The organism is Vibrio agarilyticus, assembly GCF_012641465.1.
GTDB lineage: Bacteria > Pseudomonadota > Gammaproteobacteria > Enterobacterales > Vibrionaceae > Vibrio > Vibrio agarilyticus.
Genome location: NZ_JABAIK010000011.1, coordinates 16,826 through 36,884, shown reverse-complemented (window position 1 = coordinate 36,884; position 20,059 = coordinate 16,826). Strand labels below are relative to the sequence as shown.

Below are 20,059 nucleotides of genomic sequence, written 5' to 3'. Positions count from 1 at the left end.
TTTATGCATTTTCATTTTTCTAAGATGCACGGCTTGGGCAATGACTTTATGGTCGTTGATTGTGTGACCCAAAATGTGTTCTTTTCGCAAGAGCTGATCCGCCGCTTGGCGGATAGACACACGGGTGTGGGGTTTGATCAGCTATTGGTGGTTGAAGCGCCTTACGATCCAGAAAGCGATTTTCATTATCGTATTTTCAATGCCGATGGCAGCGAAGTCGAACAGTGTGGCAATGGTGCGCGCTGTTTTGCTCGTTTTGTGCGTATGAAAGGGCTCACAAACAAATACGCGATTAGCGTGAGCACCAAAAAAGGCAAAATGGTGTTGCATGTGGAAGAGGATGACGAAATCACGGTCAACATGGGTATTCCTGAGTTTGAACCGAGTAAAATTCCTTTCAAAGCTAAGCAAAAAGAGAAAACCTACATTTTGCGCACCGATGAAGACACGCTATTTTGCGGTGCTGTCAGCATGGGTAACCCTCATGTGGTGACCGTGGTCGATGATGTGACAAGCGCGCCTGTGGCGGTGCTTGGGCCAAAGCTTGAATCTCATGAGCGTTTTCCCGAGCGCGTCAATGCAGGCTTTATGCAAGTTATTAGTCGTAATGAGATAGCGTTGCGAGTGTATGAACGAGGCGCGGGCGAAACACAAGCTTGTGGCAGTGGTGCGTGCGCTGCCGTGGCAGTGGGGATTGCGCAAGGTCTGCTGGATGAGAACGTCAAAGTGCGATTGTTGGGCGGGGAGCTCAATATTCGTTGGCAGGGACCGGATCAACCGCTCTATATGACAGGCCCGGCAACCCATGTGTTTGATGGCCAACTCTCTTGCTAAAATGTTCGTCCTTTCGCCAGTCTTGTGACTGGCGAAAGATTTTTCACGCGATGTGTCGTCATCGTGTAAATCGAGTGTATTGCTAGGGACCTATCGAACTGACTTTTCTCTTAGTTTGCATATGCTTGTTCCACTTGACGTTGCAGAGCTTTGATAAAAAATTGAGAGACGGGCACTCACAAACCTCATCATATAGCTTATCTATGTTCAGAGGCTTTGCTCGCTTGTCGCCGACCTGCATCGTCAAGTTGTTTGGGTATAAAGGTTAATGGTCCCTAACCACATCGATAATTTTGATAATCTAAAGGTAATACTGTGTCACATTCATTGTTGACGGATGAGCAGGTCGCCGATTTTTTGCAGGCCGAACCTGAATTTTTTATGCGTCAGCCGCAGCTGCTCGATCATTTGCAATTGACAGACAGTCATCAAGGCGCGTTTTCTCTAGTCCACGTACAAATGAGTCGTCAGCGCCAACGTATCGAAGCGCTCGAAAATCAAATTACTACGCTTACCACCAATGCCACTAATAACGATCGCACCTTTTATGAGTTCATGGATCTGCAAGCGCAGCTTTTGCGCTGCAGCGACTTTCATGCTGTAGTGCGAGCGATTGAACTCAAGGCTCAGCAGCTTGGATTAAGCGCTTATGTTCGGCTGCTGAATCAATGTGATGTAAAGGTGCAGTTGAGCGCTGAGGTTTACCAGAGCTTTAATCGCTCTCACCTGCAAGGCAAAACCGCGTATTTAGGGCGATTGCGTAAAGTGGATCAAGAAGCTTTATTTGGTGAGCTGCCCGTGCCCGAGATGGGCTCTTATGTTGTGCTACCTTTAGTAAAACAGCAGCCATTGGGGTTGTTAGCCTTTGCCAGTGAGGATGGTGGTCATTTTCAGCCGGATATGGACACGTTGTTTTTGCGTCACTTGTCTCTCGTGGTCGCTCATTTAGCTCAAACTTTGGTATGGCAGTCGAATTATGACCCCACTAGCGCTTCCCATCACTCTGCCTAAAACGTTGCAGCAACCGCTGGATCGGTTCTACGAGTATTTGCGCGCGGAGCGTGGTTTGAGTCTGCACACACAACGCAATTACAAACAGCAGTTACAAACGATGGCAGAATACCTCGTTCATGTCGGTGTCACGGATTGGCAGGCGGTGGATGCACGTTGGGTGCGTCAACTTGCCAGTAAAGGGATGCGCGATGGCATGAAGGCCAGCAGTATCGCGACACGTTTATCCTCATTGCGCAGCTTTTTCGATTTTTTGGTGTTGCGAGGCGAGCTGAGCGCCAATACGGCTCGAGGCGTCTCCGCGCCACGTAAAAAACGACCATTACCGAAAAATTTGGACGTGGATGAAGTCAATCAATTGCTTGAAGTGAATGAGGATGACCCCTTGTCGATTCGCGATCGCGCGATGATGGAGCTGATGTATGGCGCGGGTCTGCGGTTGGCTGAGTTGGTCGATGTCAACGTGCGCGATGTACAATTGCGCAGCGGTGAAATTCGCGTCATTGGTAAAGGGGATAAAGAGCGCAAGGTGCCTTTTGCTGGGCTTGCGGTGGAGTGGGTTGGCAACTGGCTGAAAGTGCGTAAAGAGGTCGCTGCCGCAGGAGAGCCTGCGTTATTTGTTTCAAAATTGGGTGGGCGGATTTCCCATCGCAGCGTGCAAAAACGTATGGCGCAGTGGGGCCAAAAACAAGCGGTTGCCAGTCATATTACGCCGCATAAATTACGCCATTCATTTGCGACGCACATGCTTGAGTCAAGCAATAATCTGCGCGCGGTGCAAGAGCTGCTGGGGCATGAAAATATTTCGACCACCCAGATCTACACTCACCTCGATTTTCAACATCTGGCGGATGTTTACGATAAAGCGCATCCACGCGCGCGAAAAAAATAGTTCGACCAACCGGAGTTTGCTCGTATGGTTATTTATCGCCCTTTTGCCGCAATACAAGCCGTGACGTTCGATTTGGACGACACGCTGTACGACAATCGGCCGGTGATTATGGCGTTAGAGCAGCAGATGCGGTTATGGTTGCAAGACACTCACCCAGCGACCGCGCATCTGACTGAGCAAGATTGGCGTCAGTTGCGCCTGCAGGCGTTGTCGCGCTGGCCGAAGCTGAAGTCAGATGTCAGTGCGTCGCGCCATGCGCAGCTTAGGTTGGGCTTTTTACAATCGGGCTATACGCCATTACGGGCCGAGAAGGCGGCTTGTGATGGAATGACGGTGGCTCACTACTGGCGCAATCAAGTAACGGTGCCGCAAGAGACTCACCATGTATTAACGGCATTAGCCCAGCATTTTCCGCTGGTGGCCATCACTAATGGCAACGTCGACGTGACTAAGATTGGTCTTAGTGATTATTTTTGCGCGGTGTTAAAAGCCGGTATTGATGGCGAGGCAAAACCCGACGCGAGTCTCTTTGCTCAAGCGGCTGCGCGGTTGTCCGTGAATCCCTCGGCGATTATGCATGTGGGCGATCATCTGCTGACGGATGTTCTCGGCGCCAATTTAGCGGGGTTTTGCTCTTGCTGGTTTAATCCAACATCGCAAACGGTGCGCCATACGCCAAAAGCACGTTCTCTGCCTCATTGGGAAATACGACGGCTGCCACAATTGTTGGCGCTTTTGTAGTCAAACTCTCATTCCACAGTCATTGAGACCGAGTCACGCTGGTCATTCTTTGCAAAGCAACGTAGATTGAATTTCCATTGATTTGAAAATCATCAGCGGATAGGTGGTTGAAAAATCAGTTATTCGACGACGAGCACGAGCAAAGGATTGGATTGAACGATGCAGACGGTGTCATGGTTTATCGAACGAATTGAGGCGTTATACGACAAGTTAACCACACGGCATTGGGACGATAATAAACAGTACGCTATTCAAATTCTCTCATCACAGAGCGCAGAAAAAGCGCGTGCTTACGCCCAAGCGCTCACTCAAGCTCTGCCTCACGCGCATATTGTGGGCTCAAGTGTCAGTCATCTTATTCAGCAACAATCCATTTTGACCAGCGGCTCGCTGATCATCATCAATGAATTTCAGCATACGCAAATGACATCGGCTGCGGTTCCCTATCAGTATGGCGCGGAGAAGGACAGCGAGCGCTTACGTCATGCTCTGAATCTTCAAGCAAGCAGCTGCGCGATACTCAGTTTTTCCTGTCAAGTCGCCGGACAAGATTATGCGATTTATCGTGCGTTTGACCGTGCGACCACGCCTCCGATTGCAGGTGGTCTCGCGTATCCCTCAGAGCTTGGCGCTTGGGTATTGCATCAAACTCAAACTTACCCCGATGGCGTGGTGGCAATCGCATTGCACAGTGATGTGTTACGAGTGTGGACGGGCGCGTATTCGGAATGGAATCCGGTTGGCATGCCCCATGTGGTGACAAAAGCGAACCAAAACCGCCTTATTACGCTAGGGGATGAGCCGGTTTATGATCATTACAAGCATTATTTGGCTGATGGTGCAGACGTCGATTTGCTCACTTTGCGTTCCTTTCCTTTGTATCGCGAGCGGCACGGCAAAAAAGAGGTCTGCGTTGCGAATGAGATCCACCCTGATGGCAGTATGAGCTTTGATCGCAGCTTTTGCGTGGGTGATATTTTGCGTTTTTGTTATACCCATCCATCACTCACACTTGAGCAGCTTAAATATGGCATTACTCAGCTTGCGTTTCATCAGCCACAGACAATATGGATTTATAACTGTGCCTCTCGACTGGATTTTATTGAGGGAACCGAAGAGGTGGCTCCCTTTACTGAGTTGGCGATGGTCAATGGTGGCTATTGTATGGGGGAGCTTTATGCTAGCCATGATGAACAAGAGATTTTGCACCACAGTTTGACTTACCTTGGGCTGCGTGAAGCGGATGAAGTTCCAGATTTTAAACGACCAGCCGCCTATCAAGGTTCAAGCGTATCCCCGCTATTTTCGTTGATCCGCAATGCAATTAACGACTTGAACCAGTCGAACCATCAAATGGAATATCTGCTTGAGCGACAAGCGCAAAAACTGAGTCAGAGCTTTCGAACCGATTCGCGGACCGGTCTGGCCAATCGCGTGGCGCTGCAAGAGTACTTGGCAGGAATGAATGAGGATGAACACTTACTGACATTAAAGCTGATTAATTTCAGTCAAATCAATGAGAAGTATGGTTATTCTGTTGGGGATCGTTTACTAAAAGATCTGTCGCAACATTTTCGAGTTCAATTACGCAAAGGGTTGGGGCGCATTGCCGCGACCCAACTGTATAGCATTGGCGTGGGTGAGTGGGCCTTTGTGTTTCGTGCCAATGAGCCGAGCGCTCAGATAAAGCACCCATTTACGCTGTTTGCCGATTTGGTTGAACAGCATGATTTTTCGGTTCATGGCGCGGAGGAGCTGGATTATCTTTCGGTTTCCTTGTGTGGCGGGCTTGCCAGTCGACGTGATTTCCCTACGGTGTCGGGCGATGAGTTGCTGCTAAAGGCGATTGAGGCGAGGCGAGCAGGACGGCGCAATAATACACACATCTGCAATGCACTTGATATTCAGGTGTCAGAAGAGGTGCGTAAAGAGCAATTAGCGTGGCATTCTCGCGTCAGTCGCGCCATATTGAAGCATCAAATTGTAACGTATGCGCAGCCCATTTTTAGCGCGCAAAGCCATCAAATATACTCCCATGAATGTTTAGTGCGCATCATTGAAAATGGCCAAGTGATTGCGCCAGGGCAGTTTTTGCCCATCATTTCTGATACCCATCTCTATTCACGCTTAAGTCGCCATATGATTGAAAGCACGCTCAATTATATGAAAGACAAATCAGGGGTCTTTTCGATTAATTTGTCACCCCAAGATCTGTTTTCAGATAAGACATTGTATGTTCTTGAAAATGCTATCAGTAAGCTCAATGACCCGACTCGCCTCGGGCTTGAGGTGTTGGAGTCAGAGCAGATCACCGATTACGACCGAATGATTGAAGTCTGTGGCCATTTTCGTCGTCTTGGCGCTCGAATCATTGTCGATGACTTTGGCTCGGGATATTCCAATTTTGATGAAATCGCCAAACTTGAGCCAGAAATCATTAAACTGGATGGCAGTTTGATTCGTCATATTCATCAAGATCAGCGGCAGCGTAAGATGACCGCACAATTGGTCAAATTATGCCAAGTGCTGAACGCCAAAACGGTGGCCGAGTTTGTTCACAACCAAGCGGTATGTTATTTGGTGGAATCGATGGGCGTGGATTATTTACAAGGCTTTCACCTTGGTGAGCCTAAGCGATTGTTTTGATTGTTAACGTTTGAGAGTGTGACCACTTTGGTCAGCCTGAAAAGCCGCAAGATAATGCGCAAAAAAGCGATTGAGCTGCTCGGCTTGTGGCGCGTAATCAAGCGAGTGAAGCAGTGCTATCGCTACCTCGCAGGTGCACAGATTGCCCGGTTGTTGATTGCGCCGCAATGTGTAGTGTGAGTGGTGCGCATTTGAATCGAGCATGATGGTCGGAATGTGTTGCAGCCATTGGCTTTTATTGACCATTTTTTTCGCTTCTTGCCATGTGCCATCAAGAATAATGAACAGGGGCGTTTTCCCAGCAGAATAAGACGTCTCGCTCGATGCCATCGATGTTGAGCCCAACACTTTAGCCTTGTCATTCGGATAGAGAAGCCAAGGTTGATAATGAGGGCTTTCCAGCAGCGCTTGCAACTCCAAGCAAGGCTGAGTACGTTGCCAGCGATATGGGGTTGCGTTTAAGCCGCACCAACGCAGCAGTTTGCCAGTATTGGTTTTGCGTTGGAATTCATTTGGGTGAGTCAATAGGGCTATCGGTAATGGCGCGTTTAAAGTGGGCGCTATCGTACAAACACATTGAAATTTCAGGCCGCATTGCGGGCATGCCGAGTCAGATGGCTGGGTCATTGGCTTATCTCTCCTAAGTGATATTGGGCTATTGGCCATTTTTTGCTGCACTCATCTAACATCACTAGGGGTGCGGTAGGTCTGGCTTGACTAGGGCCAATCCCACCGCTAAATACCCGCCCCACTTGACGTTGCAGGGGGGGGCGACTTTGTTTCACAAACCTCATTCGATAGTCTGTCTATCTTCAGAGGACTTTGCTCGTTTGCCACCGACCTGCAACACCAAGTTATTTGGGTATAGGGGGAACGGATAGGTTATAGCAGGTGATCACGCAAGTAGTGCACAACGGCATCGTCTGCGTGGCTGCCAATAATCTCATTATTAGGCAAAGCGGCCTTTACTCGAGGGTGCGCTGTAGCCATCACAAGCCCTTTTCCGGCCATTGATAACATTTCCACGTCATTCATACCATCGCCAAACGCAATGCATTGGTCCAGAGAAGAGCCTAGTGCTTGAGCCACCGCGTTTAAGGCCTCACCTTTTGACACGTTATCAGCCATCACCTCTAAACACCACGGAGTTGAAAAGGCGATACTGACGTTATCGCCAAAGGTGGCATTGAGCGTGTTTTCCAGTGCCACTAGGTAGTCACCATCTCGCCCATCATGAGTAAAGAATATTTTGGCAATGTCGCTGGTGGGGGCCTGGTCAACATTGAACAGATGATAACTAAAACCAGACTCTTCGTGGTACTCCTTGAGCTCATCGTTTTCACGATTGATCATCCAGTTGTCGCCTTGGTAGAGGTGGACCACGACTTCAGGATCGTGCTTTGCGCAATCAATCACGGCTTGCACTAGGTCGCTTGGCACGCTCTTTTTGTACATGAGAGCGTCGTTTTCATCATGCACACACGCGCCGTTGGCGGTGATCATATACGCGGGGATCCCCACTTGGGCGCGAATGTTGGCGACGTCAATATGGTGACGCCCCGTAGCAAAAACGAAGGTGTGACCTTGTTCATGCAGCGCTTTGAGGGTGGACTTGGCAAATGCCGTCAATTGATGATTGGGTGCCAGTAAGGTGCCATCTAAATCAGAGGCAACGATACGGTAAGGGTGGGCTAATGGGCTCATTTCATCCTCAGTGGCCGCCTTAGTGTGAAAAGCGGCATTGGTTTAACGCTGCCTTGTGACGTTAGATGCGTCTATCGACATCACATGGGCGAAGGTTATTTAATTTAATCTCAGCAGTTTACGGCAAAACAAACCAAAGAAAGAGGGTAATTTGTGTTAACCCTCTTGCCTCTTTTTGCTGTGCATAACGAGTTCCTCACCACTTAGTCTTTGGCACAAGGATCGGAAGGGCTCGCCTCGCATTGGGGCTTATTGCGTATAGTCGGTGAGTTCGCCGCCAATTGCTTGCTGAAATCAATGATCGCCTCAAGCACTTGGTTACGAATATCGTCGCGCTCAAATAACAGCTCGTGTTTCGCTCTTGCAAAACGCAATAAGGTGGTGGGAGCGTTGCTGCGCTGCGCGCTTTGTATAAAACGATCTTGCGCGCGATTATCAACAATCACGTCGTCTTCAGCTTGTAATAACAAAAGCGGTACGGGCAGGTGACGCGCCAACTGAACGCACTGTTTGGCGGCAAGTAAACTTTGCCAGACCCAGTGGCTGCTTGGGCCGCCGACTTGAAGCTCAGGCCGCGCATCATACAGAGTGCGAAACCAGTGATAGCGTACCGCGCTGTGGGTGAGGAGGTTACCGTCAAACGGTTTTGCGTAATAGGCGCAATGCCCTGGCGCGTAGCGAGGTTGAGAGGCTAAAACGCTTAACAGTGCGGTCAGTGGCGTGGCTATCGGTTTGAGATACCATGGGGTTCGAATGCCATGCATTGGCGCGCTGAGAATGGCTCCATCAAAGGGGGTCGATAGCGTTGAATTGAGCGCAGTACACTGTAAGTAACGCGTAACAATGGCCCCGCCCATTGAGTGACCAATAAGAAGGCGTTGTTGATAGCTCGACCAATCAAAATGACCTATGATGGTGGCCAAATCACTGACGTAGTCTTGAAAGTGCGCCACGTGGCCGATATCACTGTTTGTGATTAAGCGGTCGGACAACCCTTGACCACGATGGTCATAGCTATAAACATCAAAGCCTTGCGCAAATAGGTCATACAGCACTTCTTGGTATTTCCACGCGCACTCAATGCGGCCGTTGACCAACAATATGGCTTTTTGGTGGGTGGGCGAGGTGAGTTTACACCAATACAATCGGCGCTTTTCGTGGCCGAGAACAAAGCCCTCTTCACGATTTTGCCACCAACGGCTGATCGTATGAGTAAAGGCATGTTCAAATTGCGGCTCTTGAGTAAAGCTTGAATTTGGTTGAGGTGACGACATCAAAAGTATCCGTAGCGACGAAAAGTGACAATTGAAAATCTAATGATCGAAGATAGAGTGAGGAATTGCAATGGATGTTCACGTTTGGCTGGCGTATTTGGTCACAGCGATTGTTTTTAGCTTAGCCCCAGGTTCCGGTACCGTAAATTCGATCAGTAATGGGCTGGCTTATGGTACCAGACGCTCCCTTGGCGCCATTGTTGGTTTGCAAATCGGTTTGGCGATTCATATTGTGTTGGTGGGCGCTGGCATTGGCGCCTTAGTTGCTCAATCAACGACCGCCTTTGTGGCCATAAAGTGGATAGGCGCGGCCTATTTGGTTTGGCTGGGCGTGCAAAAGTGGCGTGACAGTGGCCAGCTGCAAGCGAATACGGCGACAGAGGTTTCATCGGGATGGTTGTTACTGCGTAAAGCCATTTTCATCAATTTGACTAACCCAAAGTCGATTGTCTTTTTGGTGGCACTGTTTCCCCAATTTATTGATCCGATGGGCGATAAGTGGCTGCAACTTTTGGTTCTTGGTATTACGACGATCGTCGTTGATGGCATAGTGATGTTTGGTTACACCAGTTTGGCGGCGCAAATGGGGCGGTTTATTCGTTCTGAGCGCGTAATGAGCCGAATCAACAAGGTGTTTGGTTCGATGTTCGTCGGCTGCGGCGCATTACTGGCCACCGCAAAAGCGTAAATGAAAGTTTTATGACAATGAAAGTCGACGCTTGACGTCGATTTTTTTTACCCATAACATATTCGCATATCCATATATGGGGATGTAAATATGTTACCTCATCAATTTTTTAAATTGTTGGCTGATGAAACGCGTGTTCGTTGTCTGTTACTTATTGCTCGCGAAGAGCGCATCTGCGTGGGTGAGCTGACGACCGCCCTGGCAGAAAGCCAACCTAAAGTCTCACGCCATCTTGCGCAATTGCGCTCCCATGGTGTGGTACGTGATGAACGTCAAGGGCAATGGGTGTATTACCGCATTGCGGATGATTTGCCGGGTTGGATGCGCAAAGTGATTGCCGATTTGGCCGCGTCTAACTGTTTGCAAACCACTTATCAACAAGACACAGAGCGTTTGCATGATTCACAACGTTCAGCCTGCTGCTAAGCAGCATAGACCCCTTTTGGAGAAGACCATGACAATTAAAGTAGGTATTAATGGCTTTGGCCGCATCGGCCGTTTGGCAATGCGTGCGGCCTTTGACTGGCCTGAGATGGAATTTGTTCTAATTAATGACGTTGCAGGTGATACCGCCACCTTGGCTCACTTGTTGGAATTTGATTCCGTTCAAGGACGTTGGCACCATGAAGTGAATCATGAAGGCGACGTGATGGTGATTGGTGAACAACGCATTCGCACCACCAAGCAGCGTGATATCGATGCAGTGGATTGGTCTGGTTGTGATGTTGTGATTGAAGCGACTGGCGTGCACCGCAAAGGTGAGTTCCTTCAGCGTTACCTTGACCAAGGCGTAAAGCGTGTGGTGGTAACGGCTCCGGTAAAAGAAGAAGGCATTGCCAATATCGTGGTGGGTGTTAATGACGCGATTTTTGACCCAGCGCAGCATCGCATTGTCACGGCAGCATCGTGCACCACCAACTGCATTGCACCGATTGTGAAAGTGATTCATGAGAAATTGGGCATCGAGCAGTCGTCTTTCACCACGATTCACGACTTGACCAATACTCAGACGATTTTGGATGCACCACATAAAGATCTGCGTCGCGCACGTGCCTGTGGTATGAGCCTGATCCCAACAACAACGGGCAGTGCGAAAGCGATTGTGGAAATCTTCCCTGAACTTAAAGATAAAATTAACGGTCACGCGGTGCGCGTGCCACTGGCGAACGCATCACTCACCGACATCATCTTTGATGTTAAGCGCGATACAACGGCTGAAGAGGTCAATCAGCTGCTCGAGGCGGCATCTAAAGGTGAACTCAAAGGCATTTTAGGTTTTGAAACTAAGCCATTGGTATCGATTGATTACAAAGGCGACCAGCGCTCCACTATCGTCGATGCTCTGTCGACAATGGTGGTAGGCAAACGCATGGTGAAAATCTATGCCTGGTATGACAATGAAATGGGTTATGCAACGCGTACTGCGGAGCTGGCTCGCACAGTTGGTTTAGCGTGAGGTAGTATGATGACACATCCAACATGGCAACTTGATCTGGACTCTGGTGCACTGGTTCTGACCCCTTGTCCGGGAACCAAAGGCGTTGATTTACGCGATTCATTAGTTCAACTGAAGCAGCAAGGTGTTGAAGCTGTCGTGACCGCCCTGGATGATCACGAATTGGCGGAACACCATGTCGCAGAGCTTGGGGCGATTGTGACAGAGCTTGGTATGCAGTGGTTTCAATTGCCTATCGTCGATGATTGCGCGCCAGATGCGGGTTTTGCAGAGCAATGGCGTCAAGCAAGTCCGCAGTTGCATGCTGTGCTTGCTCGTGGTGGCAAAGTGGCGTTGCACTGCCTCGGTGGCTCTGGCCGTACCGGATTGTTCGCGGCTCATTTGCTGCTTGAGAAGCACTGGCCGTTAGCAAAAATCATTCGTGAAGTGCAGGCATTACGTCCTGGTGCATTCACCAAGCCGCTGCAAATTGAGTATGTTGAAGCGCTTGCAGCGCGATAATCGTCCGTTTGGCTCAGCAGTAGTAAGACGCTGCTGAGTCAGTCATCTTGGCGTGGGAGAGATTATGATCGCCAATCTAGCACCGAGTGTACGTCAATACGCGCTGGTCACATTTAACTACTGGAATTTTACGCTGACTGATGGTGCGTTACGCATGTTGGTCGTGCTCTATTTTCATTCCCTTGGCTATTCTTCATTAGCCATCGCATCCCTGTTTTTATTTTATGAATTTTTTGGGGTGGTGACGAATTTAATCGGCGGTTGGCTTGGCGCCCGTCTTGGGCTCAATCGCACCATGAATATTGGTTTAGCGATGCAAATCTCCGCCCTGTTGATGCTCGCGGTTCCCAATAGCTGGTTGACCATACCTTGGGTCATGGCAGCACAAGCGATGTCTGGCATTGCCAAAGATCTCAATAAGATGAGTGCCAAAAGTGCCATTAAGACCTTGGTGCCGGATGAGCAGCAAGGGGCGTTGTATAAATGGGTTGCCATCTTAACCGGATCGAAAAATGCGCTGAAGGGGGCGGGGTTTTTCTTAGGCGGTTTGCTGCTCTCTTGGGTTGGCTTTCAGCACTCGATGCTACTGATGGCGAGTGTGTTAGCACTGGTGTTTGTCTTTAGTCTGATTTGGCTGGAGGCGGATATGGGCAAAGCTAAGAATAAACCTAAATTCCGCCAGATTTTCTCTAAATCAGAGCCAGTGAATATTCTGGCCGCTGCGAGAATGTTTTTATTTGGCGCGCGTGATGTTTGGTTTGTGATTGCGTTACCACTCTATTTAGGCACCGTGTTTGGGTGGGATCATCTTGCGGTAGGGGGCTTCTTAGCCAGCTGGGTGATTGCGTATGGTTTTGTTCAAGGCATTGCGCCGCGTATCACGGGGAAAGCGCAGGGGCGAGTCCCGGATGGACGTGCGGCATTATGGTGGGCAGGCTTGCTTGCCGTTATCACGGGCTTAATTGCTTACGGGGTGCAAATCGGCTGGCAGCCGCAGTTTGTTATCATTGTCGGATTGTTGATTTTTGGCGCTGTATTTGCCGTAAACTCATCGCTGCACTCTTACCTTATCGTGAGTTACGCGAAAGGGGATGGCGTCTCATTGGATGTCGGTTTTTATTACATGGCGAACGCGATGGGCCGATTGATTGGGACTATTTTGTCCGGCTATGTGTATCAAAAAGCGGGGTTAGATACGTGCCTTTGGATTGCATTTGCGTTTCTCGTATTGACCACGATGATATCGCTACGCTTACCGCGTCGTGTTAACCGCTAAATCAAGTCCGTCTGCACTTGATAAAAAAGAGCGCATCAGCGCTCTTTTTTTATGGTTTAACGTTGCAGAGCAAAATGGACAAAGCGATTGCCTTGATAAGTCAGGATCCCTTTGTCGCCAGGGTTAAGCGCCTGATAATAGTGGATGCCCACTTGAAATTCTCGTTTTGGTCCCAGCGTGCCCCGCTGAACGTAGATCCAATACTCTTGATTGTCCTGCCCTGAAGACTCATCCAGATCAATCGCTTGTTTGTCTAAAATCGTCACATTGACTTGCTGCTCAGGCGCATTTTCTCCCAGCAAATGTTTGCGATGAAAGCCGATGGCTGCCCACCCGGCAATCAGAGCTAATGCCGCTAATGCTGCAATCAGTGTTACTGGCATAAATCCTCCCTGTGATAACGGTTATCAAGCAATCTGATTCGATGCGCTATTTTATCTGTTCTTTTGCACACAAAACCACAGTTCAAAACTCGAAATGCGGCGACAATTGTAGAAGAATGTGAATAGGGACGCGTTGTTAAGTTGACGCTAAAGAGAATTGCTAAGGAAGTATCCAATGTCAGATATTGAAAAAGTGGTGGTACGCACTCGCCGTTTAGAATCTTTGTTGCGTCGGCAATATCATGCGCAAGGAAAAGGCTTGCATCAGTTGATCAATAGCTGCGAAGAGCGTTTGCCTCATGCTGTGGTCGGTAAATTACGGTTTATTGCTAGCGTACGCAACCGAATGGTACACGAAGAGAATGCACGTCTTGATGATCGACGCGGTTTTTTAGCCGCGTGCGATTTTTGCGAGCGCGAGTTGACGCCACGAAGTGGTCGTTTTATGTGGCGACTGGCGTTGTTGTTGGTGCTTTTTATCACCGCTGGTGCGATGCTGTTTTATTACGCGCATTGGGAGGCGGTCAGCCGCTATTTGTGACTCCCCAATAAGTGGGTCGGCCGTTGCGCTGAATTTGGGTATAAAACAAAACGGACGCGAATGCGTCCGTTTTGTTTTGAAATCATCAATGAATTTAGTAAAGCATTGGTAGAGTCATTAAACCCACAACCACCGCGATCATTACCATTCCTTGTTTTTGTGAAGAAGTCATTGTGTGTCACCTGTCTCTTTCTGTTTAACCAATAAACAAACAATAGCACTTTTCTTTACTTTGCGCCAGTATGGTGAAAATCTTCTCAAAAGCAAGAAGTAACCTTTGAATTTAATGCTTTTTGGCTCTTTTTTTTATGTTTTTTAAAGCGGGTTGATTCGGGCTTGAAAACCGGTTATTTTATTAAAGTGTTGATTTTAATGTAATATTAATTGTTAATTTTATGTGCAATTTGAGTTTTACTTATTTTTGCTGGTCTGGTGTGTAATTGCTGTTGTCATGCTGATATGGCCAGTTTTGATCTCAAAAGTAGGTCGATGTGGGTGTGATTATTTTTAGGCTCTTTTTCACGGCATGAGAAATGAGGCTAAATGGGTAAAAAAAGAGGCTTAGTAACGATAAAGGGTGTTAAATGCTGAAATGTGTCAATTACGTATGCGGGGTATACCCCAACGACTTGACGATATAGGTAGGCGACCAACGAAGAAAGCCCAAATGAACACTTGGGCTTGAATGAGGTTAGGCAGAGGCGGAAAGCATCATATGTTTACGGCGAATGCTGAGAAGTCCAAAAATGCCAAAAAGCAGCACGGACCATTTTTCCCATGCGGTGGTTGTGATTTTGTCGCCAAAACCGCCTAAAAACATCAGTAATTGCAACCCGTGCATCATCAGCAAAAATGGCATCATGATGTAAAGCACGATGGCAGTAATACCAGGAAATGGCTGAAAAAGGTTAAAAAACAGAATGAGCCAAACAAAGCTTAATGCCGCCTTGGCTAATACAATCAACGCGTTCATGATGTCGTCCTAATAAATAATCGATACGCCACTTGCCCGGCAATTTTTTCACGGTAGAGCTGCCAATCCGCCGGAAGAGAGCTTAGGGTTAGATTTTTTTCACATTCAATATAAATCAGAGCTTGAGGGCTCAACCAGCCATTTTGCTCCAGCAGCATCACAGTTTGATCAATTAAATCATGGTGAAACGGTGGGTCGATAAACACGATGTCAAAAGCGCGCCCAGGTTGCTTGAGTAGTGCAAGCGCGTCGCCGTGCAGCAGTTCAATATTTTGTGCTTTTACTGTCGCCACATTGCGTTTGAGCTGTTCAAACGCCGGACGATGCATCTCTACCATGGTGACGCTGGCGGCTTGACGCGATGCCGCCTCAAATCCAAGGCTGCCAGAGCCGGCAAACAGATCCAAACAGTGCGCTTTCGCAATGTCTTGCGCAAGCCAGTTAAATAACGTCTCTTTGACGCGGTCGGTCGTAGGTCTTAGACCGGCAGCATCTTGAACAGGGAGTTTTCGCCCGCGCCATAGCCCGCTAATAATTCGTACGAAGCCAGAAGGAGACGGATTTTGTGATGGGTTTTGCTGACGACGTCTTACCATAGATTTTTTGACCGCTAATTAAGTGTTATCATGTTCAATCGTCACAATTGACTCGATAGTCGCTGGGTTTGTGACGGCAACGCAACTGAATGCGATGACAGAGTGTATCAACCAATCTTAGGTGCGGTCACGGCTTTGTCTGCTTTCTTTTCTTTAACGTGTCTCTTAACGCGAAGCTTGCAGTCATCGCACTCAAAGAGCACTCAATATAATAGATACACTAGGGCAGTGTCAGATGACGGAAAAAAAGAAGCGCGGTTTACTTTCATGGCTTGGGTTTGGTGACGATGATGCTGCCGCCTCGGAGCGCTTAGAAAAAACTGAGCGCGCGGAAAAAGAGGAGCAACGTGATGCCTCAGCGCAGCATGAGTCGAGTGATGAGGGGCTCGCGCTAACCACGCCTGACGAAATTGATACCCATGACGTTTCCGACATGCCAGAAGATGCGGCACGCACCTCGGCGCTTGAAGAGTTAAACGAGACTCAAGACGAGTTCACCGAGCTTGATGAGCCAAATGTGAATGAAAGCCGTGTTGCCGAACAAGAAAAACCGAGCGAGAGCTTTTTTAGCCGTTTAAAGCGCAGCTTAAGCCGAACCAAAGCCAATATTGGCGCTGGCTTTTTTGGCCTTTTTCAAGGTAAAAAAATTGATGATGATCTGTTTGAAGAGCTGGAAGAGCAGTTGTTGATAGCGGATGTGGGTATGGATACCACCATGAAAATCATCAACAACTTGACCGAAAAAGCCAGCCGAGCGCAATTGAAAGATGGTGAAGCTCTGTATGGATTGCTCAAAGAAGAGTTGGCCGATTTGCTTCGTCCGGTTGAGCAGCCGTTGGACATCGATACCAGTAAAACCCCTTATGTCATTTTAATGGTCGGCGTGAATGGTGTTGGCAAAACCACCACTATTGGTAAGCTGGCAAAACAGTTCCAAGCCGAGGGCAAACGCGTCATGTTAGCCGCTGGTGATACGTTCCGCGCCGCGGCAGTTGAACAATTGCAAGTGTGGGGAGAGCGAAATAACGTGCCGGTTATCGCTCAACACACCGGCGCGGATAGTGCCTCTGTGATTTATGATGCGATAGAAGCCGCAAAAGCGCGTGGCGTGGATGTGGTCATTGCCGATACTGCGGGTCGTTTGCAAAATAAGAGCAATTTGATGGAAGAGCTGCGCAAAATTGTGCGTGTGATGCAAAAAATTGATGGCTCAGCACCGCATGAAATTATGCTGACACTTGATGCGGGCACCGGACAAAACGCAATGAGCCAAGCGAGCCTGTTTAGTGATGTAGCGCCTGTAACAGGAATTACCTTGACCAAGCTTGATGGCACCGCGAAGGGCGGCGTGATCTTTGCTATTGCCGATAAGTTCGGCATTCCTATTCGTTATATTGGCGTGGGCGAAGGCATTGATGATTTACGTCCATTCCAAACCCAAGAGTTTATTGACGCACTATTTAGTCGAGACGAATAAAGCAGGGGAGCGCAGTTCGTGATCAAATTTCAGCAGGTGAGTAAGGCCTACCGTGGTGGGCGCCAAGCATTGCAGAAAGTGGACTTTCACTTACGCCGTGGTGAAATGGCTTTCTTAGGTGGTCATTCAGGTGCAGGGAAAAGCACATTACTGAAACTTATCTGCGCGATAGAACGGCCAACCGATGGCGCTATCTTATTTAATAATCATGATATTACTCGAATTGAGAGTCGAGATATTCCTTACCTGCGCCGCAATATGGGCATCGTATTTCAAGATCACCGATTGCTAATGGACCGTTCGGTTTTTGATAACGTTGCCTTGCCAATGCGCATTGTGGCGATGTCCGAAACGGAAATTAAGCGCCGCGTCAATGCGGCATTAGATAAAACCGATTTGTTGGATAAAGCGGCGTGTTTGCCAAGTCAATTGTCGGGCGGTGAACAGCAGCGTGTTGGTATTGCGCGCGCGGTGGTCAATCGACCGCGTCTGCTTTTGGCCGATGAACCGACCGGTAATTTAGACCCGGAATTATCCAATCGTATTTTACGTCTGTTTGAAGAGTTTAACCGCGCGGGAGTGACTATTTTGCTCGCAACCCACGACCAAAACTTGGTCAGTTCGCGCCCGCAATATCGACAGTTGGAGCTGAATCAAGGCTTTTTGAGCGAGGTAGAGCAATATGGCCGGTAAACGACAGGCGGTGCGTTCTAATCAACGTCAAACGAATCAGCGTCAAACGGGCACCAACAGCCAAGGCTTTTTTGCTGCGCATTATTATCATGCTCGCGCCGCATTTTATGCTCTGTGGCAGCGCCCTATGGGCAACATATTGACCCTCGCGGTCATCTCGATAGCGTTGACTTTACCAGCGTGTCTTTACTTGCTAGGTAAAAATGTGGCTGAGGTCAGTCACAAGGTCATGGCTCCGGTTCAAATTAGCGCATACCTTGATAGCGGTGTATCTGACGTGCGCGCGATGGTCTTAAAAGATGCCCTCGAATCACGAGACGATGTCATAGGGGTTGAATACATTTCATCACAACAGGGGTTAGCCGACCTCAGTCAATATTCGGGCTTTGAACAAGCGCTTTCATTACTTGATGAGCAAGCTCTGCCCGCGGTCTTGATTGTGGAGCCTCAAACAACCGGCGTTAATGCGCAGGCCGATGTTGCAGCTTGGTTGGCAGAGCAACCCAATGTCAGTGATGTGCGACTGGACAGTGATTGGTTGGCACGACTTGGTGCAATTAAGCAACTTGCGGTGATTGTCGCAAGTGCTTTGGCCGTTTTGATGCTATCTGCGGTCTTTTTAATTGTGGGTAATACATTGCGGTTTAATGTATTGGCCAATAAGGAAGAGATCCAAACCATGAAACTGATTGGCGCAACGGATCATTACATTCTGCGCCCATACGTCTATACCGGAATGTGGTTTGGGCTGCTCGGCGCTCTTGTGGCTTGGCTTGCAACAGCCTTGCTGACGGTGGTTGTTAGTTTTGGGGTTGAGCAAGTGGCCGCTTTGTACGATAGGCCTTTTCGCTTGCTTGGCTTAGGGTGGGATGAATCTTTGTTGTTGATGATGGTAGGTATTGCGATAGGCAGTCTTGCCGCGCGCATCTCGGCGCAGCGTCACCTCAACGAAATTGAGCCTATTTAACAAGATTATAACGCGTCATAGTTGTCTAACGTGATGAAAAACAAGACATTCAACAAAATTTTTACGCGAAAATGAATCGCGTTGCTTGAAACTTATTCGCTTTCAGGCCACTATTACCGTTCAAAACGCTCGCCAGGGATCTCACTCGATGCGTTTTCTTAGCAATAACAACCCAATGAGGATTTGAATGACACAGCAAGCGTACCCAATGGCGCTCGTTACCCAAGACAGCTTAGACAGTTACATTCGTTCAGTGAACAGCTACCCAATGCTGACCGCTGATGAGGAACGTGAATTGGCCGAGCGGCTCCATTTTTCTGGTGAAATCGACGCAGCAAAAGGGCTGATTCTTTCTCATCTACGCTTCGTGGTTCATGTGGCTCGAGGTTATACTGGTTACGGTCTACCAATGGCGGATCTTGTCCAAGAAGGCAACATTGGCTTGATGAAAGCGGTTAAGCGCTTCAACCCAGAAGTCGGTGTTAGGCTTGTCTCGTTTGCTGTCCATTGGATCAAAGCTGAAATTCATGAATATGTGCTGCGTAACTGGCGCATCGTCAAAATTGCGACAACAAAAGCTCAGCGCAAATTATTCTTTAATCTTCGCAAGTCCAAAAAGCGTTTGGGTTGGTTTAATAATGGCGAAGTCGAAACGGTTGCTCGTGAGCTTGGTGTTGAGCCTGCCGAGGTGCGCGAAATGGAATCCCGTTTGGCGGCCATTGATGCAACATTTGATATGCCGGTGGACGACGATGACGGTTCAACGTCAGTAAATGCGCCGGTGTTGTATTTGCAAGATAAGGCATCGGATATTGCTGATAATCTTGAGGCAGAAAACTGGGAAGCTCATACAAACAATCGACTGCAGCTCGCTATTGCGAGTTTGGATGAGCGCAGTCAGCATATTGTTCGTTCGCGTTGGCTTGATGACAACAAAGCAACCCTGCAAGATCTGGCAGACAGCTATGGCGTTTCAGCTGAGCGTATTCGACAACTTGAAAAAAATGCGATGAAAAAACTCAAAGCTGCAGTAGGCGATTTTTAGTCTGCGGTGACGACCATCTTTATTGCTATGAATCTAAAGCCGAGAGTTGATCTCGGCTTTTTTATTGGGATCGAATCGCTCCACGAGCGCGATCATTTTACGTCACGTTACCTGTGCATAACTCTGTGGGAACTTTCTTGAGTAGCTGAGTTCAACGCGGAGTAGATAAGGACTTTATCGAGTCTGTCTTTTGGGGATAGATATTGTTATACCCACAGAAAGAACAAGATCAACCCTATATGTTGTGGATCATTTTTATCCTAACCACTTTATCAACGCAATCCACAAGGTTACCCACAGCTGAGTGAATAATCGTCAATTCTCGAGCCGATTTTAACCCCATGGGTATTTTACATTTTGG

Annotated in this window: 21 protein-coding genes; 15 read left to right on the top strand and 6 right to left on the bottom strand. The window is 48.4% G+C overall.

Features of this window, described 5'->3' with window-relative positions; all coding sequences use genetic code 11:
• Positions 1 to 3 precede the first annotated feature (3 nt).
• From dapF to HGP28_RS12175, 5 genes are all read left to right on the top strand, one after another.
• Positions 4 to 834, top strand: a complete 831-nt coding sequence (gene dapF / locus HGP28_RS12195; protein WP_168836749.1) for a diaminopimelate epimerase — start codon at positions 4 to 6, stop codon at positions 832 to 834.
• 315 nt (positions 835 to 1,149) lie between these two features.
• Positions 1,150 to 1,845 carry a DUF484 family protein gene (locus HGP28_RS12190; protein WP_168836748.1) on the top strand — a complete coding sequence of 232 codons (696 nt, stop codon included), beginning with the start codon at positions 1,150 to 1,152 and terminating at the stop codon, positions 1,843 to 1,845.
• Positions 1,811 to 2,737, top strand: a complete 927-nt coding sequence (xerC, locus tag HGP28_RS12185; protein WP_168836747.1) for a tyrosine recombinase XerC — start codon at positions 1,811 to 1,813, stop codon at positions 2,735 to 2,737. Before HGP28_RS12190 ends, xerC begins: the two co-directional genes overlap by 35 nt.
• 24 nt (positions 2,738 to 2,761) lie before the next feature.
• A complete protein-coding gene (gene yigB / locus HGP28_RS12180; RefSeq protein ID WP_168836746.1) occupies positions 2,762 to 3,478 on the top strand; it encodes a 5-amino-6-(5-phospho-D-ribitylamino)uracil phosphatase YigB in 717 nt (238 codons plus the stop codon).
• Between the two features lie 159 nt (positions 3,479 to 3,637).
• The gene (locus HGP28_RS12175) at positions 3,638 to 6,124 is read left to right on the top strand and encodes a bifunctional diguanylate cyclase/phosphodiesterase (RefSeq protein WP_168836745.1); all 2,487 of its coding nucleotides are present in this window, start codon (positions 3,638 to 3,640) and stop codon (positions 6,122 to 6,124) included.
• Between the two features lie 3 nt (positions 6,125 to 6,127).
• Here HGP28_RS12175 and HGP28_RS12170 read toward each other — a convergent pair whose 3' ends face one another.
• The 3 genes from HGP28_RS12170 to HGP28_RS12160 form a co-directional block, all read right to left on the bottom strand.
• The gene (locus HGP28_RS12170) at positions 6,128 to 6,751 is read right to left on the bottom strand and encodes a tRNA-uridine aminocarboxypropyltransferase (RefSeq protein WP_168836744.1); all 624 of its coding nucleotides are present in this window, start codon (positions 6,749 to 6,751) and stop codon (positions 6,128 to 6,130) included.
• A 255-nt stretch (positions 6,752 to 7,006) separates the two neighbouring features.
• Positions 7,007 to 7,828, bottom strand: a complete 822-nt coding sequence (locus HGP28_RS12165; RefSeq protein ID WP_168836743.1) for a Cof-type HAD-IIB family hydrolase — start codon at positions 7,826 to 7,828, stop codon at positions 7,007 to 7,009.
• A 203-nt stretch (positions 7,829 to 8,031) separates the two neighbouring features.
• Positions 8,032 to 9,102, bottom strand: coding sequence for an alpha/beta fold hydrolase (locus HGP28_RS12160; protein WP_168836742.1), 1,071 nt, complete (start codon positions 9,100 to 9,102; stop codon positions 8,032 to 8,034).
• A 70-nt stretch (positions 9,103 to 9,172) separates the two neighbouring features.
• Here HGP28_RS12160 and rhtB point away from each other — a divergent pair, with 70 nt between their 5' ends.
• The 5 genes from rhtB (at position 9,173) to arsJ (ending at position 13,023) form a co-directional block, all read left to right on the top strand.
• The gene (rhtB, locus tag HGP28_RS12155) at positions 9,173 to 9,790 is read left to right on the top strand and encodes a homoserine/homoserine lactone efflux protein (protein WP_168836741.1); all 618 of its coding nucleotides are present in this window, start codon (positions 9,173 to 9,175) and stop codon (positions 9,788 to 9,790) included.
• A gap of 90 nt (positions 9,791 to 9,880) precedes the next feature.
• A complete protein-coding gene (locus HGP28_RS12150; protein WP_168836740.1) occupies positions 9,881 to 10,216 on the top strand; it encodes a metalloregulator ArsR/SmtB family transcription factor in 336 nt (111 codons plus the stop codon).
• Between the two features lie 28 nt (positions 10,217 to 10,244).
• Positions 10,245 to 11,246, top strand: a complete 1,002-nt coding sequence (locus HGP28_RS12145; protein WP_168836739.1) for an ArsJ-associated glyceraldehyde-3-phosphate dehydrogenase — start codon at positions 10,245 to 10,247, stop codon at positions 11,244 to 11,246.
• Positions 11,247 to 11,255: 9 nt separating this feature from the next.
• Positions 11,256 to 11,747 (top strand): cyclin-dependent kinase inhibitor 3 family protein, encoded by a 492-nt coding sequence (locus HGP28_RS12140; RefSeq protein WP_168836835.1) that lies wholly within the window; start codon positions 11,256 to 11,258, stop codon positions 11,745 to 11,747.
• A gap of 64 nt (positions 11,748 to 11,811) precedes the next feature.
• Positions 11,812 to 13,023: an organoarsenical effux MFS transporter ArsJ gene (gene arsJ / locus HGP28_RS12135; protein ID WP_168836738.1), complete on the top strand. Its 1,212-nt coding sequence runs from the start codon at positions 11,812 to 11,814 to the stop codon at positions 13,021 to 13,023.
• Between the two features lie 56 nt (positions 13,024 to 13,079).
• Here arsJ and HGP28_RS12130 read toward each other — a convergent pair whose 3' ends face one another.
• Complete coding sequence (locus HGP28_RS12130) at positions 13,080 to 13,406, bottom strand: DUF2500 domain-containing protein (protein WP_168836737.1); 327 nt, start codon at positions 13,404 to 13,406, stop codon at positions 13,080 to 13,082.
• 175 nt (positions 13,407 to 13,581) lie between these two features.
• Here HGP28_RS12130 and HGP28_RS12125 point away from each other — a divergent pair, with 175 nt between their 5' ends.
• Positions 13,582 to 13,947, top strand: a complete 366-nt coding sequence (locus HGP28_RS12125) for a DUF4145 domain-containing protein (RefSeq protein ID WP_168836736.1) — start codon at positions 13,582 to 13,584, stop codon at positions 13,945 to 13,947.
• A gap of 691 nt (positions 13,948 to 14,638) precedes the next feature.
• Here the strand turns inward: HGP28_RS12125 and HGP28_RS12120 are convergent.
• Both HGP28_RS12120 and rsmD read right to left on the bottom strand, forming a co-directional pair.
• Positions 14,639 to 14,920 (bottom strand): DUF1145 domain-containing protein, encoded by a 282-nt coding sequence (locus HGP28_RS12120; RefSeq protein WP_168836735.1) that lies wholly within the window; start codon positions 14,918 to 14,920, stop codon positions 14,639 to 14,641.
• Positions 14,917 to 15,516, bottom strand: a complete 600-nt coding sequence (rsmD, locus tag HGP28_RS12115) for a 16S rRNA (guanine(966)-N(2))-methyltransferase RsmD (protein ID WP_168836734.1) — start codon at positions 15,514 to 15,516, stop codon at positions 14,917 to 14,919. Before rsmD ends, HGP28_RS12120 begins: the two co-directional genes overlap by 4 nt.
• Before the next feature lie 235 nt (positions 15,517 to 15,751).
• Between rsmD and ftsY the strand changes: the two genes are divergently transcribed.
• From ftsY to rpoH, 4 genes are all read left to right on the top strand, one after another.
• Entirely contained in the window at positions 15,752 to 16,993 is a 1,242-nt protein-coding gene (gene ftsY / locus HGP28_RS12110; protein WP_168836733.1) for a signal recognition particle-docking protein FtsY, read from the top strand.
• Positions 16,994 to 17,011: 18 nt separating this feature from the next.
• On the top strand, positions 17,012 to 17,686 hold the full coding sequence (ftsE, locus tag HGP28_RS12105) for a cell division ATP-binding protein FtsE (protein WP_168836732.1): 675 nt from the start codon (positions 17,012 to 17,014) through the stop codon (positions 17,684 to 17,686).
• A complete protein-coding gene (gene ftsX / locus HGP28_RS12100; protein ID WP_168836731.1) occupies positions 17,676 to 18,653 on the top strand; it encodes a permease-like cell division protein FtsX in 978 nt (325 codons plus the stop codon). Before ftsE ends, ftsX begins: the two co-directional genes overlap by 11 nt.
• 187 nt (positions 18,654 to 18,840) lie before the next feature.
• Positions 18,841 to 19,698 carry an RNA polymerase sigma factor RpoH gene (gene rpoH, locus HGP28_RS12095; protein ID WP_168836730.1) on the top strand — a complete coding sequence of 286 codons (858 nt, stop codon included), beginning with the start codon at positions 18,841 to 18,843 and terminating at the stop codon, positions 19,696 to 19,698.
• Positions 19,699 to 20,059: the final 361 nt, after the last annotated feature.

Excerpts from the sequence above, each read along its gene's own strand:
- dapF (WP_168836749.1), top strand. The coding sequence starts at position 4 with ATGCATTTTCATTTTTCTAAGATGCACGGCTTGGGCAATGACTTTATG.
- xerC (WP_168836747.1), top strand. The coding sequence starts at position 1,811 with ATGACCCCACTAGCGCTTCCCATCACTCTGCCTAAAACGTTGCAGCAA.
- yigB (WP_168836746.1), top strand. The coding sequence starts at position 2,762 with ATGGTTATTTATCGCCCTTTTGCCGCAATACAAGCCGTGACGTTCGAT.
- HGP28_RS12175 (WP_168836745.1), top strand. The coding sequence starts at position 3,638 with ATGCAGACGGTGTCATGGTTTATCGAACGAATTGAGGCGTTATACGAC.
- HGP28_RS12170 (WP_168836744.1), bottom strand. The coding sequence starts at position 6,751 with ATGACCCAGCCATCTGACTCGGCATGCCCGCAATGCGGCCTGAAATTT.
- HGP28_RS12165 (WP_168836743.1), bottom strand. The coding sequence starts at position 7,828 with ATGAGCCCATTAGCCCACCCTTACCGTATCGTTGCCTCTGATTTAGAT.
- HGP28_RS12160 (WP_168836742.1), bottom strand. The coding sequence starts at position 9,102 with ATGTCGTCACCTCAACCAAATTCAAGCTTTACTCAAGAGCCGCAATTT.
- rhtB (WP_168836741.1), top strand. The coding sequence starts at position 9,173 with ATGGATGTTCACGTTTGGCTGGCGTATTTGGTCACAGCGATTGTTTTT.
- HGP28_RS12150 (WP_168836740.1), top strand. The coding sequence starts at position 9,881 with ATGTTACCTCATCAATTTTTTAAATTGTTGGCTGATGAAACGCGTGTT.
- HGP28_RS12145 (WP_168836739.1), top strand. The coding sequence starts at position 10,245 with ATGACAATTAAAGTAGGTATTAATGGCTTTGGCCGCATCGGCCGTTTG.
- HGP28_RS12140 (WP_168836835.1), top strand. The coding sequence starts at position 11,256 with ATGACACATCCAACATGGCAACTTGATCTGGACTCTGGTGCACTGGTT.
- arsJ (WP_168836738.1), top strand. The coding sequence starts at position 11,812 with ATGATCGCCAATCTAGCACCGAGTGTACGTCAATACGCGCTGGTCACA.
- HGP28_RS12130 (WP_168836737.1), bottom strand. The coding sequence starts at position 13,406 with ATGCCAGTAACACTGATTGCAGCATTAGCGGCATTAGCTCTGATTGCC.
- HGP28_RS12125 (WP_168836736.1), top strand. The coding sequence starts at position 13,582 with ATGTCAGATATTGAAAAAGTGGTGGTACGCACTCGCCGTTTAGAATCT.
- HGP28_RS12120 (WP_168836735.1), bottom strand. The coding sequence starts at position 14,920 with ATGAACGCGTTGATTGTATTAGCCAAGGCGGCATTAAGCTTTGTTTGG.
- rsmD (WP_168836734.1), bottom strand. The coding sequence starts at position 15,516 with ATGGTAAGACGTCGTCAGCAAAACCCATCACAAAATCCGTCTCCTTCT.
- ftsY (WP_168836733.1), top strand. The coding sequence starts at position 15,752 with ATGACGGAAAAAAAGAAGCGCGGTTTACTTTCATGGCTTGGGTTTGGT.
- ftsX (WP_168836731.1), top strand. The coding sequence starts at position 17,676 with ATGGCCGGTAAACGACAGGCGGTGCGTTCTAATCAACGTCAAACGAAT.
- rpoH (WP_168836730.1), top strand. The coding sequence starts at position 18,841 with ATGACACAGCAAGCGTACCCAATGGCGCTCGTTACCCAAGACAGCTTA.